General features: G+C 65.4%; 11 protein-coding genes and 1 tRNA gene. 3 read left to right on the top strand and 9 right to left on the bottom strand.

What is annotated here, in order from left to right:
* Positions 1 to 31: 31 nt before the first annotated feature.
* The 8 genes from WHZ77_RS25160 to WHZ77_RS25125 all read right to left on the bottom strand — a co-directional run bounded on the left by WHZ77_RS25160 (position 32) and on the right by WHZ77_RS25125 (position 9214).
* Positions 32 to 1279, bottom strand: coding sequence for a class I SAM-dependent RNA methyltransferase (locus WHZ77_RS25160; protein ID WP_375310417.1), 1248 nt, complete (start codon positions 1277 to 1279; stop codon positions 32 to 34).
* A complete protein-coding gene (locus WHZ77_RS25155; RefSeq protein ID WP_375310416.1) occupies positions 1272 to 2006 on the bottom strand; it encodes a TlyA family RNA methyltransferase in 735 nt (244 codons plus the stop codon). The genes WHZ77_RS25160 and WHZ77_RS25155 overlap by 8 nt, the downstream gene beginning before the upstream one ends.
* A gap of 25 nt (positions 2007 to 2031) precedes the next feature.
* Positions 2032 to 2586, bottom strand: a complete 555-nt coding sequence (locus WHZ77_RS25150; protein WP_375310415.1) for a nucleoside 2-deoxyribosyltransferase — start codon at positions 2584 to 2586, stop codon at positions 2032 to 2034.
* Positions 2587 to 2779: 193 nt separating this feature from the next.
* Entirely contained in the window at positions 2780 to 4708 is a 1929-nt protein-coding gene (dxs, locus tag WHZ77_RS25145) for a 1-deoxy-D-xylulose-5-phosphate synthase (protein ID WP_015687788.1), read from the bottom strand.
* Between the two features lie 585 nt (positions 4709 to 5293).
* Complete coding sequence (locus WHZ77_RS25140) at positions 5294 to 5545, bottom strand: exodeoxyribonuclease VII small subunit (RefSeq protein ID WP_008132970.1); 252 nt, start codon at positions 5543 to 5545, stop codon at positions 5294 to 5296.
* Between the two features lie 73 nt (positions 5546 to 5618).
* Entirely contained in the window at positions 5619 to 6548 is a 930-nt protein-coding gene (locus WHZ77_RS25135) for a histone deacetylase family protein (protein WP_015687787.1), read from the bottom strand.
* Between the two features lie 134 nt (positions 6549 to 6682).
* Positions 6683 to 8344 (bottom strand): bifunctional metallophosphatase/5'-nucleotidase, encoded by a 1662-nt coding sequence (locus WHZ77_RS25130; protein ID WP_375310414.1) that lies wholly within the window; start codon positions 8342 to 8344, stop codon positions 6683 to 6685.
* 111 nt (positions 8345 to 8455) lie between these two features.
* Positions 8456 to 9214 carry an enoyl-CoA hydratase-related protein gene (locus WHZ77_RS25125; RefSeq protein WP_375310413.1) on the bottom strand — a complete coding sequence of 253 codons (759 nt, stop codon included), beginning with the start codon at positions 9212 to 9214 and terminating at the stop codon, positions 8456 to 8458.
* A gap of 277 nt (positions 9215 to 9491) precedes the next feature.
* Here WHZ77_RS25125 and WHZ77_RS25120 point away from each other — a divergent pair, with 277 nt between their 5' ends.
* Positions 9492 to 10727, top strand: coding sequence for an MFS transporter (locus tag WHZ77_RS25120; protein WP_375310412.1), 1236 nt, complete (start codon positions 9492 to 9494; stop codon positions 10725 to 10727).
* Positions 10728 to 10792: 65 nt separating this feature from the next.
* Here WHZ77_RS25120 and WHZ77_RS25115 read toward each other — a convergent pair whose 3' ends face one another.
* Positions 10793 to 12571 (bottom strand): acyl-CoA dehydrogenase, encoded by a 1779-nt coding sequence (locus WHZ77_RS25115; protein WP_375310411.1) that lies wholly within the window; start codon positions 12569 to 12571, stop codon positions 10793 to 10795.
* 240 nt (positions 12572 to 12811) lie between these two features.
* Between WHZ77_RS25115 and WHZ77_RS25110 the strand changes: the two genes are divergently transcribed.
* Together WHZ77_RS25110 and WHZ77_RS25105 are read left to right on the top strand one after the other, a co-directional pair.
* A tRNA-Gln gene (locus WHZ77_RS25110) sits at positions 12812 to 12886 on the top strand.
* Between the two features lie 195 nt (positions 12887 to 13081).
* Positions 13082 to 13954, top strand: a complete 873-nt coding sequence (locus WHZ77_RS25105) for a hypothetical protein (protein WP_375310410.1) — start codon at positions 13082 to 13084, stop codon at positions 13952 to 13954.
* The last annotated feature ends 2 nt before the right edge of the window (positions 13955 to 13956 follow it).

Genomic DNA, 13956 nt, shown 5'->3' with positions numbered 1-13956 from the left:
ATCAAGGCTGGTGACGCGGACGCTGACGGCCTTACCGCGTGAACTTCGCCACCAGCTCCACATGCGGCGTGTGGCGGAACTGGTCGACCGGGACCACGGTGTCGATCCTGTAGCCGCCATCGATCAGCAGCCGTGCGTCGCGGGAAAACGTCGCGACGTTGCAGGACACTGCGATCACCACGGGAACCTTGCTCGCGGCGAGTTTCAGCGCCTGCGCCTGCGCGCCCTGGCGCGGCGGGTCGAACACCACGGCGTCGAAGTCGCGCAGCTCTGGCGACACCAACGGGCGGCGGAACAGGTCGCGCGGCTCGGCCTTGATCGGCTTCAGCCCGGGCGTGCGCGCGGCTTTCGCGAGCGCGTCGACTGCGCCGGCGTCGTTGTCATAAGCGGTGACGCGGGCCTTCTCGGCGAGCCTCAACGCAAACGGCCCGACGCCGCAGAAGAGGTCGAGAACCTCCTTGGCCTTGCCCACGCGCTCTGCGACGAGCGCGGCCAGCGTTTCTTCGCCGGCGATGGTCGCCTGCAGGAACGAGCCGGGCGGCAGCGTCACCTCGGCGCGGCCCATCTTCACCGTCGGCGGCAGGCGTTGCAGCACCAGCTCGCCGTGCCGCGTCAGCCGCGCCAGCCGATGTTGTTCGGCGACGCGCGACAGCGCCGTGACCAGCGGTGTCGGCAGCGGGCCGGAGCCGCGCACGTCGACATCGAGGCCGTTGGCGGTGGCGGTGACCTGGATGTCCAGCGGCTTCGTCACCGGCATTCTGGACGTCAGCGGTTCGGCAAGTGCCCAGGCGGCCTCGAGCGCGCCGTTGAGCGCTGGATCGAGAATGGGGCAGCGGTCGATCGGAATGACGTCGTGCGAGCTCGTCGCGGAGAAGCCGACCTTGAGGACGCTATGCGTGCCGAACCGCCCGTGCAGCGTGACACGCCTGCGCCCCGCACCATGGGCATCGACCAGCGGCGCCACCTCGCAATCGATGCCGGCCTGCGCCAGCGTCTCGACCACGATGCCGCGCTTCCAGGCGCGGTATGGCTCGGCCGCCCAGTGCTGGATCGCGCAGCCGCCGCAGATGCCGAAATGCGGACAGAACGGCGCGATGCGCTCCGGGCTCGCGATATCGACCGCGAGCAGCTTGCGGCGGTCGGGGTGGTTGCCGAGGACATGATCGACCTCGACGGTCTCGCCGCCGAGCGTATAAGGCACGTAGACCGCTTCGCCCGCGGCGAGGCAGACGCCATCGCCGCGGTGGCCGACGTGATCGATGGTCAGGCGCTCAACCACGGCGGGCGCCCAGGAAGAATTCGACGTTGCCGTCGCCGCCCGTGATCGGGGAGGGAAACACCTCGATGTCGGAGCAACCGAGCGAAGCGGCAAAGGCCGCGATGTCGTCGCAGATCTCCTGGTGTACGGCGGCGTCGCGGATGATGCCCTTCTTGTTGTGTTTCCGGTCGGCCTCGAATTGCGGCTTGATCAGCGCCAGCAGGCTCATCGGCGCGGCCGCCAGCGATAGCGCCACCGGCAGCACAGTTCTCAGCGAGATGAAGCTGACGTCGATGACGACCACATCGGGCCGTGCCGGCAGCCGCTTGCCGTCATAGCTGCGGATGTCGGTCTCCTCCATCGACACGATCCTGGGATGACCGCGCAGCGAAGGATGCAGCTGGCTGGTGCCGACATCGACCGCGAACACCAGGCTCGCGCCATTCGCCAGCAGCACCTCGGTGAAACCGCCGGTGGAGGCGCCGACGTCGAGGCAGACATGGTCCTCGATCTCGATCGAATAGCGCTCCAGCGCGCCGGCGAGCTTGACGCCGCCGCGCGAGACGTAGGGGTGCGCCGGCTCCGCCTGGATCACCGCGTCCTCGGCGATCGTCTCCGACGGCTTTGCGACCTGCTTGTCATCAGCCGTGACGAGGCCGGCCTCGATAGCGGCGCGCGCCCGCGCCCGGCTCTCGAACAAGCCACGCTCGACCAGCAAAACATCCGCACGCTTGCGGGCAGGGGACATCGGGTCTCCGACAGAGAACGAGTGCTCAGGATGCGATCAATCGCGCGGCTGCCATCCGGACGCAAGCCTCGAATGCAGCAAGATCGTGCCAGACGTCGACAGGCATTTCCGCCGGCGTCACCAGCGGGTAGCCGTGCAGCTCCAGCGCATGGATCATCATGAGATTGTCGGAGTGGCCGAAATCCTCGACCGTCAGCCCGTGCGCATCGACCAGCCGCCCGCCCTCGGAGGTGACGGTCAGGAAGCGGCCGACGCGGTCGGCATAGACGGCGCCGTCGTTGGAATAGGCGAGGCAGAACTTGCGGCGGCCGGCCATGTAGCCGAGTTCGTAGACGGTGCCGGGATCGGCGCCGGCGCCGCGGAACGGGGTGAGGTTGGCGATGATGATTTCGGCCTGGTCCATCATCGCCTCGTTGCCGCAAAAGATCTGCCGCGAGGCGTCGGGGGCGGCAAGGTCGACGATGTTGTCGAGCGGATAGAGGCCGGTGAGGCCGTGAGCCGCGCAGATATCGACCTTGCGCCGGCCGATCTCAACCGCATCCGGCAGGAACACGTCGGGGCCTGCCAGATAGATTTTCATGGAAATAGAACCGGAAAATTTGGATCGAGGTGCGAGCCACGGCATGTGCTCTGCTCCCTCCCCCGCCAGCGGGGGAGGGTCGGGGAGAGGGTGTCTCCGCAATCGAGAACCCCCGAAAGAGGAGAAAGCCCTCACCCGGATCGCTTCGCGATCCGACCTCTCCCGCAAGAAAGCGGGAGAGGTGAAGCTAACCTCAGGCCAGCTTGACCGTCTCGGCCTTGACGTCCTTGCCGAGCGCCTCGAACACCTTGGCGACGATGCCCTTGGCGTCGAGACCGGCGCGTCCGTACATCGCGGCCGGCGTATCGTGGTCCTGGAACACGTCGGGCAACACCATGGAGCGGAAGCGCACCATGCCGGTGTCGAGCGCGCCCTGGTCGGTCAGGTACTGTGCGACATGCGAGCCGAAACCGCCGACCGAGCCTTCCTCGATCGTGATCAGGACGTCGTGGTCGCGGGCCAGCTTGAGCACCAGTTCGGTGTCGAGCGGCTTCATGAAGCGCGCATCGGCGATCGTGGTGGAGAGCCCATGAGCGGCGAGCTCGTCGGCCGCCTTCTCGCATTCGGCCAGACGCGTACCGAAGGAGAGCAGGGCGATCTTGTTGCCCTGGCGGATCACGCGGCCCTTGCCGATCTCGAGGGGAACGCCGACGTCGGGCATCTCGATGCCGCGGCCTTCACCGCGCGGATAGCGCAGCGAGCTCGGACGGTCGTTGATCGCGACCTGGGTCGCCACCATGTGCACGAGTTCGGCCTCGTCGGCCGCGGCCATGATCACCATGTTCGGCAGGCAGCCGAGATAGGCGTTGTCGAACGAGCCGGCGTGGGTCGCGCCGTCGGCGCCGACGAGGCCAGCGCGGTCGATGGCGAAGCGCACGGGCAGGTTCTGGATCGCGACGTCGTGCACGATCTGGTCATAGCCGCGCTGCAGGAAGGTCGAGTAGATCGCGCAGAACGGCTTGTAACCTTCGGTCGCAAGACCGGCGGCGAACGTCACCGCGTGCTGCTCGGCGATGCCGACGTCGAAAGTGCGGTCCGGGAACGCCTTGTTGAAGATGTCGACGCCGGTGCCCGACGGCATCGCCGCGGTGATGGCGACGATCTTGTCGTCCTTCTCGGCTTCCTTGACCAAGCTCTGGCCGAACACGTTCTGGTAGGCCGGCGCGTTCGGCTTGGACTTGGCCTGGGTGCCGGTCGCGACGTCGAACTTGACCACGGCGTGGTACTTGTCGGCGGACGCTTCCGCCGGGCCGTAGCCCTTGCCCTTCTGCGTCACGACGTGAACCAGGATCGGGCCGGTCTCCATGTCGCGCACGTTCTTCAGCACGGGCAGCAGATGATCGAGGTTATGGCCGTCGATCGGGCCGACGTAATAGAAGCCGAGCTCCTCGAACAGCGTGCCGCCGTCCATCATGAAGCCGCGCGAATATTCCTCGACGCGGTTGGCGCGGTTGGCGATGACCTTGGGCAGCCGCTGGTTGATCTGCTTGGCGGCCTCTCGCAGCGTGCGATAGGTCTTGCCGGAGTAGAGGCGCGACAGATAGGCGCTCATGGCACCGACCGGCGGTGCGATCGACATGTCGTTGTCGTTCAGAATGACGATCAGGCGCGAATTCATCGCACCCGCGTTGTTCATGGCCTCGTAGGCCATGCCGGCCGACATCGCGCCGTCACCGATCACTGCGATGACGTTATTGTTGCCGCCGGCGAGGTCGCGTGCGACCGCCATGCCGAGGCCGGCGGAGATCGAGGTCGAGGAATGCGCGGCGCCGAACGGATCGTAATCGCTCTCGCTGCGCTTGGTGAAGCCGGACAGGCCGCCGCCGGTGCGCAGCGTGCGGATGCGGTCGCGCCGGCCGGTGAGGATCTTGTGCGGATAGGCCTGGTGGCCGACGTCCCAGATCAGCCGGTCGCGCGGCGTGTCGAAGACATAATGGATCGCGGTGGTGAGCTCGACCACGCCGAGACCCGCGCCGAAGTGACCGCCGGTCACCGAGACGGCATCGATCGTCTCCTGCCGGAGCTCGTCGGCGACCTGACGAACCTGCTCGACGTTGAGCTTGCGCAGGTCGTCCGGCGTCCGGATGGTGTCGAGAAGCGGCGTCTTACTGTATGCGTTCACGGCGATTTCCAATTTGTCAGCGCCGGAAGGTCGTTCCGGTGCGCGATGGGTTTGCACAATATCGGCGCAGCGCGAGTCCTAAAACCGTCGGAGCCACCTGCATGGGGCGAAGCCCCGTCTTCAAGCTTAGGTGAGCTTAAGTGCGCTCCGGTTCAGTCTCTGTGATCCCTGTCACTTAGATCTGCTTCGTCCGTCCCAGCCAATTTCATCAGCAGTTTGAAGCGCTTGTCGTCGGTAATCGGTGCCCACGCAAGGCTTGCAAAAAGCCACACTCCGCGCAGCTTTACACCAAAGCTCGGGCCAAAGCCAACCCACCGGGCTGACTACGGGCATGCACGTGCAACCCGTGGGCCAGATTGGTTAACTGGGGCGCCTTGCCGGAGGTTCCGGCTTTGCCCGGTTCCCTGGCAGGTTTTTGGGCGAGACCGAGGCTGTTTTGGACGGTTTCAGAGAGCTGGAATGCCTGGCGACCCATCGTGACCGCGTCAGGCCTGAGCCCCCACGGCGTTCCTGCCGGCGGAACCCGTGCAATCATGAAAAAAAGCTGGCGGCCACCGCTCGAAATGGGCGGCTCGGCGGAGGTCCTTACTGCACGTCGAGCGGCGCGGTGCCGGTGGCCTGGCCGCTGGCATCGGTGGTGATCTTGTCGACGCGCGCTTCCGCCTGGCGCAGCAGCTCCTCACAGCGGCGCTTCAGCGCCTCGCCGCGTTCGTAGATCGTCACGGATTCCTCGAGCGGCACCTTGCCGTCCTCGAGCCGCTTCACGATCGTTTCGAGCTCCTCGATCGCGCGCTCGAAGGTGAGCCTGGAGACGTCGACTTGGGTATTTTCGGCCATATCCGTTTCCGATTGCCCGATTCGCTTCACCTGAAGAGAAGCCGAGTTTTGCGGGCTTAATGTGGCGGGTGCATCAAGCGCCCATCAGGGCGCCGACATGCGCCGTAACAGATTCTTTCAATCCTTGCAGGTCATAGCCGCCCTCGAGCACCGAAACAATGCGGCTGCCTGCGGTCTTGTCGGCGAGGTCCATCAGCTTGCGCGTGACCCAGGTGTAATCCTCCGCGCGCAGGTTCAGCGAGGCCAGCGGATCGCGGTAATGCGCGTCGAAGCCGGCGGAGATGATGATCAGCTCGGGGCTGAACTTCGTCAGTTGCGGCAGGATCAAATTCTCGAACGCGGAGCGGAATTCGGGGCCGCCGTCCTCGGAGGCGAGCGGCGCGTTGACGATGGTGTCGTGGTCGCCGCGCTCGCCCTTCGCGCCGGTGCCCGGAAACAGCGGCATCTGGTGCGTCGAGCAATACATCACGGTCGGGTCCGACCAGAAGATGTCCTGCGTGCCGTTGCCGTGATGCACGTCGAAATCGACGATGGCCGCGCGCGTGATGCCGTATTTGCGCTGGGCGTGGCGCGCGGCGATCGCGACATTGTCGAAAAAGCAGAAGCCCATCGGCTTGCCGATCTCGGCATGATGTCCGGGCGGGCGCACGGCGACGAAGGCGTTGCGGTGCTCGCCGTTCATCACGGCTTCGGTTGCGGCCACCGCGCCGCCGACGCCGCGCATCACCGCTTCCCACGTGCCTGGCGACATCGAGGTGTCGCCGTCGATATAGATCAGGCCGCTGGTCGGCGCCATGTGGCGCAGCTCGGTGACGTAATGCTCGTTGTGGCAGAGCGTGACGAGATCGAGATCGCCTTCCGGCGCCTGGTCGCGCACCAGGAACTGGAAGCGCTCGTGGGACAGCGCTTCCTCCACCGCGCGCAGGCGGTCGGGCCTTTCAGGATGACCCGGGGGCGTGTCGTGGTCGAGGCAGGCCTTGTGGGAGAGGAGAAGCGTGCTCATCAGGTCGGCCTCACGGGATACGGGCTCTCGACGTCGCTTGGCGCATCCGGCGCCAAAACGCAATGCAAAACCCAATCTAGGCGTTTGGCCGAAAATGGCAAAGGGTGGTCCCGTTCCGGTCCGTTTGATCCGGATCAATCCACGCGCAGGATGCGGCTCAGTGGCAGCGGTCCGATCGGCCCGTGCGCCTTGAAGAACGCGAACAGGGCATCCGCATCGTAGCTGCCATATTGCGCCGCCGTCCCCTGTTTGGCGACGGTGAAGCCGTCGCCGCCGACGGCGAGGTAATCGTTGAGGGTGACGCGGTAGCCGCCTCCAGGCTCGATTGGCCGGCCGTTCAGCGTCATCTTTTCAATCATGACGCGCTCGCCGAATGGCTTTGTTGCGTCCCAAGTATAGCTGAATCCGTTCGAGACCTGGAGGATTCGCGGGCGCTTCGGATCGAGCCATTGCTGCTCCAGCATGTCCTTGAGCTGGCTACCGGTCAGCGTCATGGTGACGAGGCGGTTGCGGAACGGCTGGCTCGCGAACAACTCGCCGAACGACACCGCGCCGTTCTCCTTCGGGACGATGTCGGTGCGGATGCCGCCGGGATTGGTGAGTGCGATGACAGCGCTGCCATCCTGAGCCGCCCTGGTCGCGGCGAGCTGCGCGTCGGCGATGACGTCGCCGAGCGCGCTCTCGCCGGCCTCGTTCGGAACGCGCGACAGCGTCTGCGTTACCGATCCCGCCGGGCGGTTGGCAATGGGTGCCGAGAGCTTGTCGTAGGCATCGATCAATGCAGTCTGCTCGGGATCCTTGGCCAGCGAGGCATTGGCGACGATGACGTTCTCGGCCTTGGCTTCGACGATGTCGCGCGTTGCCGGATCGAGCGTGAGGTCGATCGCGGTGACCAGCGTGCCGTATTTGTCGCCGCTGGTGACGAGCCGCCCGTCGATATTGCAGATATAGGCGCGGTGGGTATGGCCGCTGACGACGACGTCGACGGCGCGGTCGAACTTCTTGACGATATCGACGATCGGGCCCGTGATAGCAGGGCATTCGTTGTAGTCGCCCGAGGGCTCGCCGCCCTGGTGGATCAGCACCACGATCGCTTCGACGCCGCGCGCCTTCAACTGCGGTACGAGCGCGTTCACCGTCTCGGCTTCGTCGCGGAATTCGAGCCCGGCGATGCCGGATGGCGAGACAATGCCCGCTGTCTCCTTCAAGGTCAGTCCGATGAAGGCGACGGGAATACCCTCAAACTCCCTTATCTCATAGGGCGGCAGCACGCTCTTGCCGGTCGCGGTCTCCACGGTGGAGGCGGCGAGATAATGGAATTTGGCGCCCGTGAACGGACGCGGTCCCTGGCAGCCGTCGACGGGATGGCAGCCGCCGTTCTGCATCCGCAACAGCTCGGTCTTGCCTTCGTCGAATTCGTGATTGCCGACCGAAGTGATCGCAAGCCCCATCATCGACAGCGACTCGATCGACGGCTCGTCGTGAAACATCGCCGACAAGAACGGACTCGCGCCGATCAAATCGCCGGCGGCGACGAAGATCGTGTTCTTGTGCCCCTCGCGTAGCTGTTTCACCAGCGTCGCCATGTATTCGGCGCCGCCGGCGGCCACCATCACCTTCCCGGTCTTGTCCTCGGGATCATTGATGCGGATGCCGCCCGGCGGCGGCCGCAGATTGCCGTGGAAATCGTTGATCGCGAGCATGCGCAGCTCCACGGGCGCGGCGGTCTGGGCCGAGGCGGGGAGGGCGGAGGTCAGCGCAACTGCGGCAAGGATCGATTGAAAGGCGTATCGCATGGAACCAGATTAGTCGTTCCAGGCGAAGATTTCACGAAAGTTCTCGCCGTCATTCCGGGGCGCGACGACGTCGCGAGCCCGGAATGACGGCGGTTGGCTGGACGCCGACCCCTACCGCTTCTTCCGACTCGCGAACGCGTTGAACGCGGCGATCGCGTCATCCGATTTCAGCCGTTCGCCGAACAGATGGGCTTCTTGGTCGATGCGGCGGGTGAGCTCTTCGGGCGCGGCGCGCAGCAATTTGCGCGAGGTCGCGACCGCCTCGGCGGGCAGCCGGCAGATCTCGCGCGCCACCTTGCGCGCCTCGACTTCGGTATGTCCTGGCGAGACCACGGTGTTGACGAAGCCGGCATGATGCGCCTCCGCCGCGGTGAAGGTCCGCCCCATCACCAGCATCGCAAAGGCGCGCTGATACCCCATCGTGTTCGGCATCAGGAGGCTGGCGGCGCCGACCGGCACGAGTCCGAGATGGATATAGGGCGCCGAGAAGGTCGCGGCGTTCGAGGCGAGCACGTAGTCGCAGTGGAACAGCATCACCGTGCCCATGCCGATCGACGCGCCGTCCACGGCGGCAATGATCGGCTTGACGTTGAGGGCCAGCGAATAGAGGAATTTCGCGCCGTCCGACAGGGTCTCCGGGCGCGAGGCGTCGGCCTTGAGAAAGTCGTCGATGTCGTCGCCGGCGGTGAACACTCCGGAGCCGCCGGTGACGATCATGCAGCGGATGTCGGGATTGTTCTGCGCGGTGTCGATCGCGCGGCTCATCTCGCGATACATGTCCTGCGTGATCGCGTTCTTCTTGCCCGGGCGGCGCAGGGTGATGACGCGCGTTCCGCGCTCCTCGGTGACGATGATGTTGCCGTTCGGCATGTAGCCCCCTGCGGTCGCCGCGACGCTTGCATTTGGCGAGTCCCGCTAGCGTCAGCCTACATGATCTTGCAGACGTGCCAATCCGTCCACGCGACCTTTTCGAGGACGACCCCCGGCGCATGACCCTGGGAACCGTACCGCTTCGGATCCCGCCGGCCGCACCATTTTCACATGCAATTGCGCATTGCAACAAATGGCTACAATGTTTCATTTGAAAAACCGGTGGTTGTGGGGCACGATTGCCCAATGCCGTTTCCTTTGGCCGATTGCTCGATCGATGATTGCCGCAACGGGCGTTGACGAATCCTCGCTGCACTACCGCGGCTGGCGGGTCGTGCTGGCCTGCTTCCTGATGGCCTTCTTCATGTTCGGCTTCGGCCTCTACGGCCAGGGGGTCTATCTCGCCGAGCTTCAGCGCGCCCATGGCTGGCCGGGCACGCTGGTCTCCGCGGCCAGCACCTTCTCGTTTCTGCTCACCGCCGTCCTCGTCATCTTCACCGACGATCTGCTGGCCCGCATCGGGCTGCGGTCGCTGATCCTGTGCGGCCTGGCGGCGCTCGGCGCTTCGACCGTACTGCTGGCGCTGATGCAGACGCCCTGGCAACTCTATCTGGCTTATGCGCTGATGTCCGTCGGCTGGACCGGCATGGGGACCGTGGTGATCGCGACCGTGCTGAACTCCTGGTTCGAACGGCGCCGCGGGCTCGCGCTGAGCCTCGCCTTCAACGGCGCGACCTGCGGCGGCATCGTCCTTGTTCCGCTGCTGCTGTCGCTGACCGGCAGCATCGGCTTCCGCTCGGCCATGCTGGTGGCTACGATCGTGATGGTGGTGCTGGTGCTGCCGGTGGTGGTTGGCTTCATCGGTTGGCCGGCCGAGAGCTTGCGGACAACGGGCGGGCGCTCCGATGGGGCCGCGGCCGCACCGGCTCATTCCCGCAAGACGCTGCTCGCCAGCGCCGCGTTCTGGACCATGGTGCTGCCGATCGCGATCGCGCTGCTGGCGCAGATGGGATTCATCATCCACCAGGTGACATTTCTGGAGCCGCTGATCGGGCGTGCCAGCGCTGGCCTTGCCGTCACCATCATGGCGGCGATGGCGGTGGTCGGCCGCCTGTCGCTCGGCCTGTTCGTCGACAGGCTCGATCCGCGGCTTGCCTGCGCGGCGTCGATGACGAGCCAGGCGGCCGCGCTGTTCGTGCTTCTCCAAAGCACGAGTCCTGCGGTGCTGCTGGCGTGCTGCGCCGTCTACGGCTTTTCGATCGGCAACATGATCACGTTCCCGCCCTTGATCATCCAGCGCGAGATCGGCTCTGCCGCCTTCGCCGCGGCGATGGGATTGGGTACCTCGATCAGCGGCATCGTCAGCGCCTTCGGCCCGGGCATCGTCGGCTTCGCGCGGAGTTTCACCGGCAACTACACGATGGCGTTCGCGATGTGCGTGGTGCTCGATCTCGTGGCTGCGGGGATCGTGCTGTGGCGGCCGGGAACGAGGGCGAAGCTTGCTGCATTGTAGCGGCTGTAGGCCGGATGGAGCGAAGCGTAATCCGGGACCACTGCATCCGATCGCGTGGCTGCAGCCTACCCCAGCAAAACTGCATCCGCCGCCGCGACCGACTCCGCACTCTCCGTCACCGTCCGCTCCAGTGCTCCCGCTTGCACCGTAATGTTCTCGGCGAAGAAGCGCGCGAGCGAGACGTAGCGCGCGGCGTCCGCATTGCCGTCGGCCTTCGCCGCGAGCGCTTCGGAGGCCAGCATGCAGCCGCCGAGCGTCGCGCCGAACTGCTGCAGATACGGCGTCGCGCCGGCGAGCGCGTCGTTCGGTGCGGACGCAACGCGCTCCAGCAGCCATTTGCTGGTGCGCGTCAGGGCCTCGAGCGCCTCGCGCAGCTTCGTGCCGGTGGTGCCGAAGGCGGGATCGTTGGAGGCCTCGACCTGGCTGATTGTTGCGGCGAGCTCGTCGAGCAGTGCCCACACCGCCGCGCCGCCATTGGCCGCCAGCTTGCGTGTGACGAGGTCGATCGCCTGGATGCCGTTGGTGCCCTCGTAGATCGCGGTGATGCGCGCATCGCGGTAGTGCTGCGCGGCGCCGGTCTCCTCGATGAAGCCCATGCCGCCATGCACCTGCACGCCGAGATAGGCGACCTCGTTGCCGATATCGGTGGAATAGCCCTTGGCCATCGGCGTCAGCAGTGCCGCGCGCGCGGCGGCGTCAGCCCTGACCTTCGGATCCTTGGCACGGGTCGAGACGTCCAGCGCAACCGCGGTCGCATAACAGATGGTGCGCGCGGCCGCGGTCTGCGCCCGCATCCGCATCAGCATGCGCTTGACGTCGGGATGCACGAAGATCGCATCCGAGCCGTCGCCCTTCTTGCCGATCGCGCGGCCCTGCTTGCGCTCCTGTGCATAAGACAGCGCCTGCTGATAGGCGCGATCGGCGACGCCGACGCCTTCGAGGCCGACGCCGAGCCGGGCCTGGTTCATCATCGTGAACATGCAGCGCATGCCCTGGTTCTCTTCGCCGATCAGAAAGCCGATTGCGCCGCCATGGTCGCCCATGGTCATGGTGCAGGTCGGTGAGGCATGCATGCCGAGCTTGTGCTCGACGCCGCTGGCGAAGATGTCGTTGCGCTGTCCCAGCGAGCCGTCGGCATTGACCATGAACTTCGGCACCAGGAACAGTGATATCCCCTTGGTGCCGGCGGGCGCGTCGGGCAGGCGCGCCAGCACGAAATGCACGATGTTGTCGGTCATGTCGTGCTCGCCATAGGTGATGAAGATCTTCGTCCCTTTGATGCGATAGGTGCCGTCGGCCTGCTTGTCGGCGCGGGTGCGCAGCGCGCCGACGTCGGAGCCGGCCTGCGGCTCCGTCAGCTGCATCGTGCCGGTCCATTCGCCGGAGACGAGCTTTTCAAGATAGATCTTCTTCAGTTCGTCGCTGCCATGAGCATCGAGCGCCTCGATCGCCGAGGCCGTCAGCAGAGGGCAGAGGCCGAAGGCAACGTTGGCGGCGCTCCAGATCTCGGTGCAGGCGGCATTGATCGCGATCGGCAGGCCCTGGCCGCCGAAATCCTCCGGGCCCGACACCGCGTTCCAGCCGCCCTCGGTCCAGCGCTTGTAGGCATCGGGCCAGCCCGGCGCGGTCGTGACCTTGCCGGCATCGAGCTTGATGCCGTGCTCGTCGCCGACCTTGTTGAGCGGCGCCAGGACGTCGGCCGCGAACTTGCCGGCTTCCTCCAGCACGGCGGCCGCGATGTCGGCATCGAAATCGCCGTAATGGCCGGCCTCCACGGCGGCCTTGAGGCCGGCACCATGGTTGAGCGACAGCAGCATGTCAGAGATCGGCGCGCGGTAGGTCATGACTCACTCCCGAGGACAGGTATTGGCGCCGTATTCCCATGAAACGCGGGAGGTCTCAATGGGCGGGAGGGCGGGAACGGGCCAGGGCCGGGACCATAATAAGGTGTGGCGGGAGTGGGCTCCGCCCGGTGGCATTTTGCCCCTCCGGGCGGTTGAAATGCCGCGCCGCTCCCTATAGACCGGCTGCGACCAAAGGGAATCCGCGGGTGCCGGTTCTTCCGCCAATTCCCGGTCGCCAGTTGGGGCGTAGCCAAGCGGTAAGGCAGCGGATTTTGATTCCGCCATTCGGAGGTTCGATCCCTCCCGCCCCAGCCAGATGCTCCGCTTCCCCTGAAATTCCTCACGAAACCGGCCTGGCTGGGGAGCTGCTGCACAGCTCTGCGACACATCACTGCTGCACAGGTGTCGTGATCCCATGGCTGCGCATATTTTCCGGAGGAATGCTGTGGGCGCCGCCGTCCACCGCGGCCGCTTGCCAGTTTCTTTTCTTGTCCGCATCTTTTTCTGAGCTTGAAGACGACCAGCCGCGCGACGGCGCGGCGCCTGGCCGTTCAACTCGACCTGATCCTGGAAGATGCAGCGATGCTCGCTGAACGCGACACTCTCGATCTGTCTTCGTCTCAAAGTGAGACAATGCTGCGTGCCGTGGTGACCAACCATTTGGGCAAGCTGGAGCGCGTTGCCACTGCGGCCAAATGCGCCCCCGATTTCGACGTCCGACGGGCGCGTCTGGATGACAAGAAGGCCTTCTGGACCTGCGCCCTCCTGGATGCGCAAGGCCCGGGTGCCTACCTACGGCGGGAGGATTACGATCAGATGGTCGCAGACGGGTTCAGCGCCTCTGATATCAACGATGTGTGGCAGCACCTCTGTTTGCTGCGGACTAACAAGCTGGTCCCGACTAAGCCGCATGTGCTGCGTCGACTGGTCGAAGACGTTGAGGCGGTACCGACGGCCATGAACCTCGGCATTGCCCAGGGCATCTACTACCGCGGTTTGAAGCTCGCTCTTGCTAGCATCGACCGCCGGTATGGCGGCAATCGGGTCGAGGACGCCGGTTTGGTCGACCGGATGATCCGTGCGCAAAACGATCCACCGGCGCCGCGCCCGGCTATGGGAGTGATGCACGACAACGATCCACCCCGCGATCCACCGAAGAAGGAGACCTTGCTGGCGAGCGCTAGCCTCCCGATGGCGATCTTCGAGGAGTTTACCGAAAAGCTCATCACCGCAAACGCCAAGCAGGAGCATTGGGACGGCAAGACGCAGCGGCAGGTCCGCAACATCAGCAAGCTGTTCATCAAGTTCATGCTGCAGGATCAGCACGTGGAGGATCTACAATCAGTGGATAGGCGCATGTGGCAGCCTTCGTCGACTTCCTGAAT

It is taken from the genome of Bradyrhizobium sp. A5, from assembly GCF_042076515.1.
GTDB lineage: Bacteria > Pseudomonadota > Alphaproteobacteria > Rhizobiales > Xanthobacteraceae > Bradyrhizobium > Bradyrhizobium cosmicum.
This window is presented reverse-complemented; position numbering and strand designations above follow the sequence as displayed.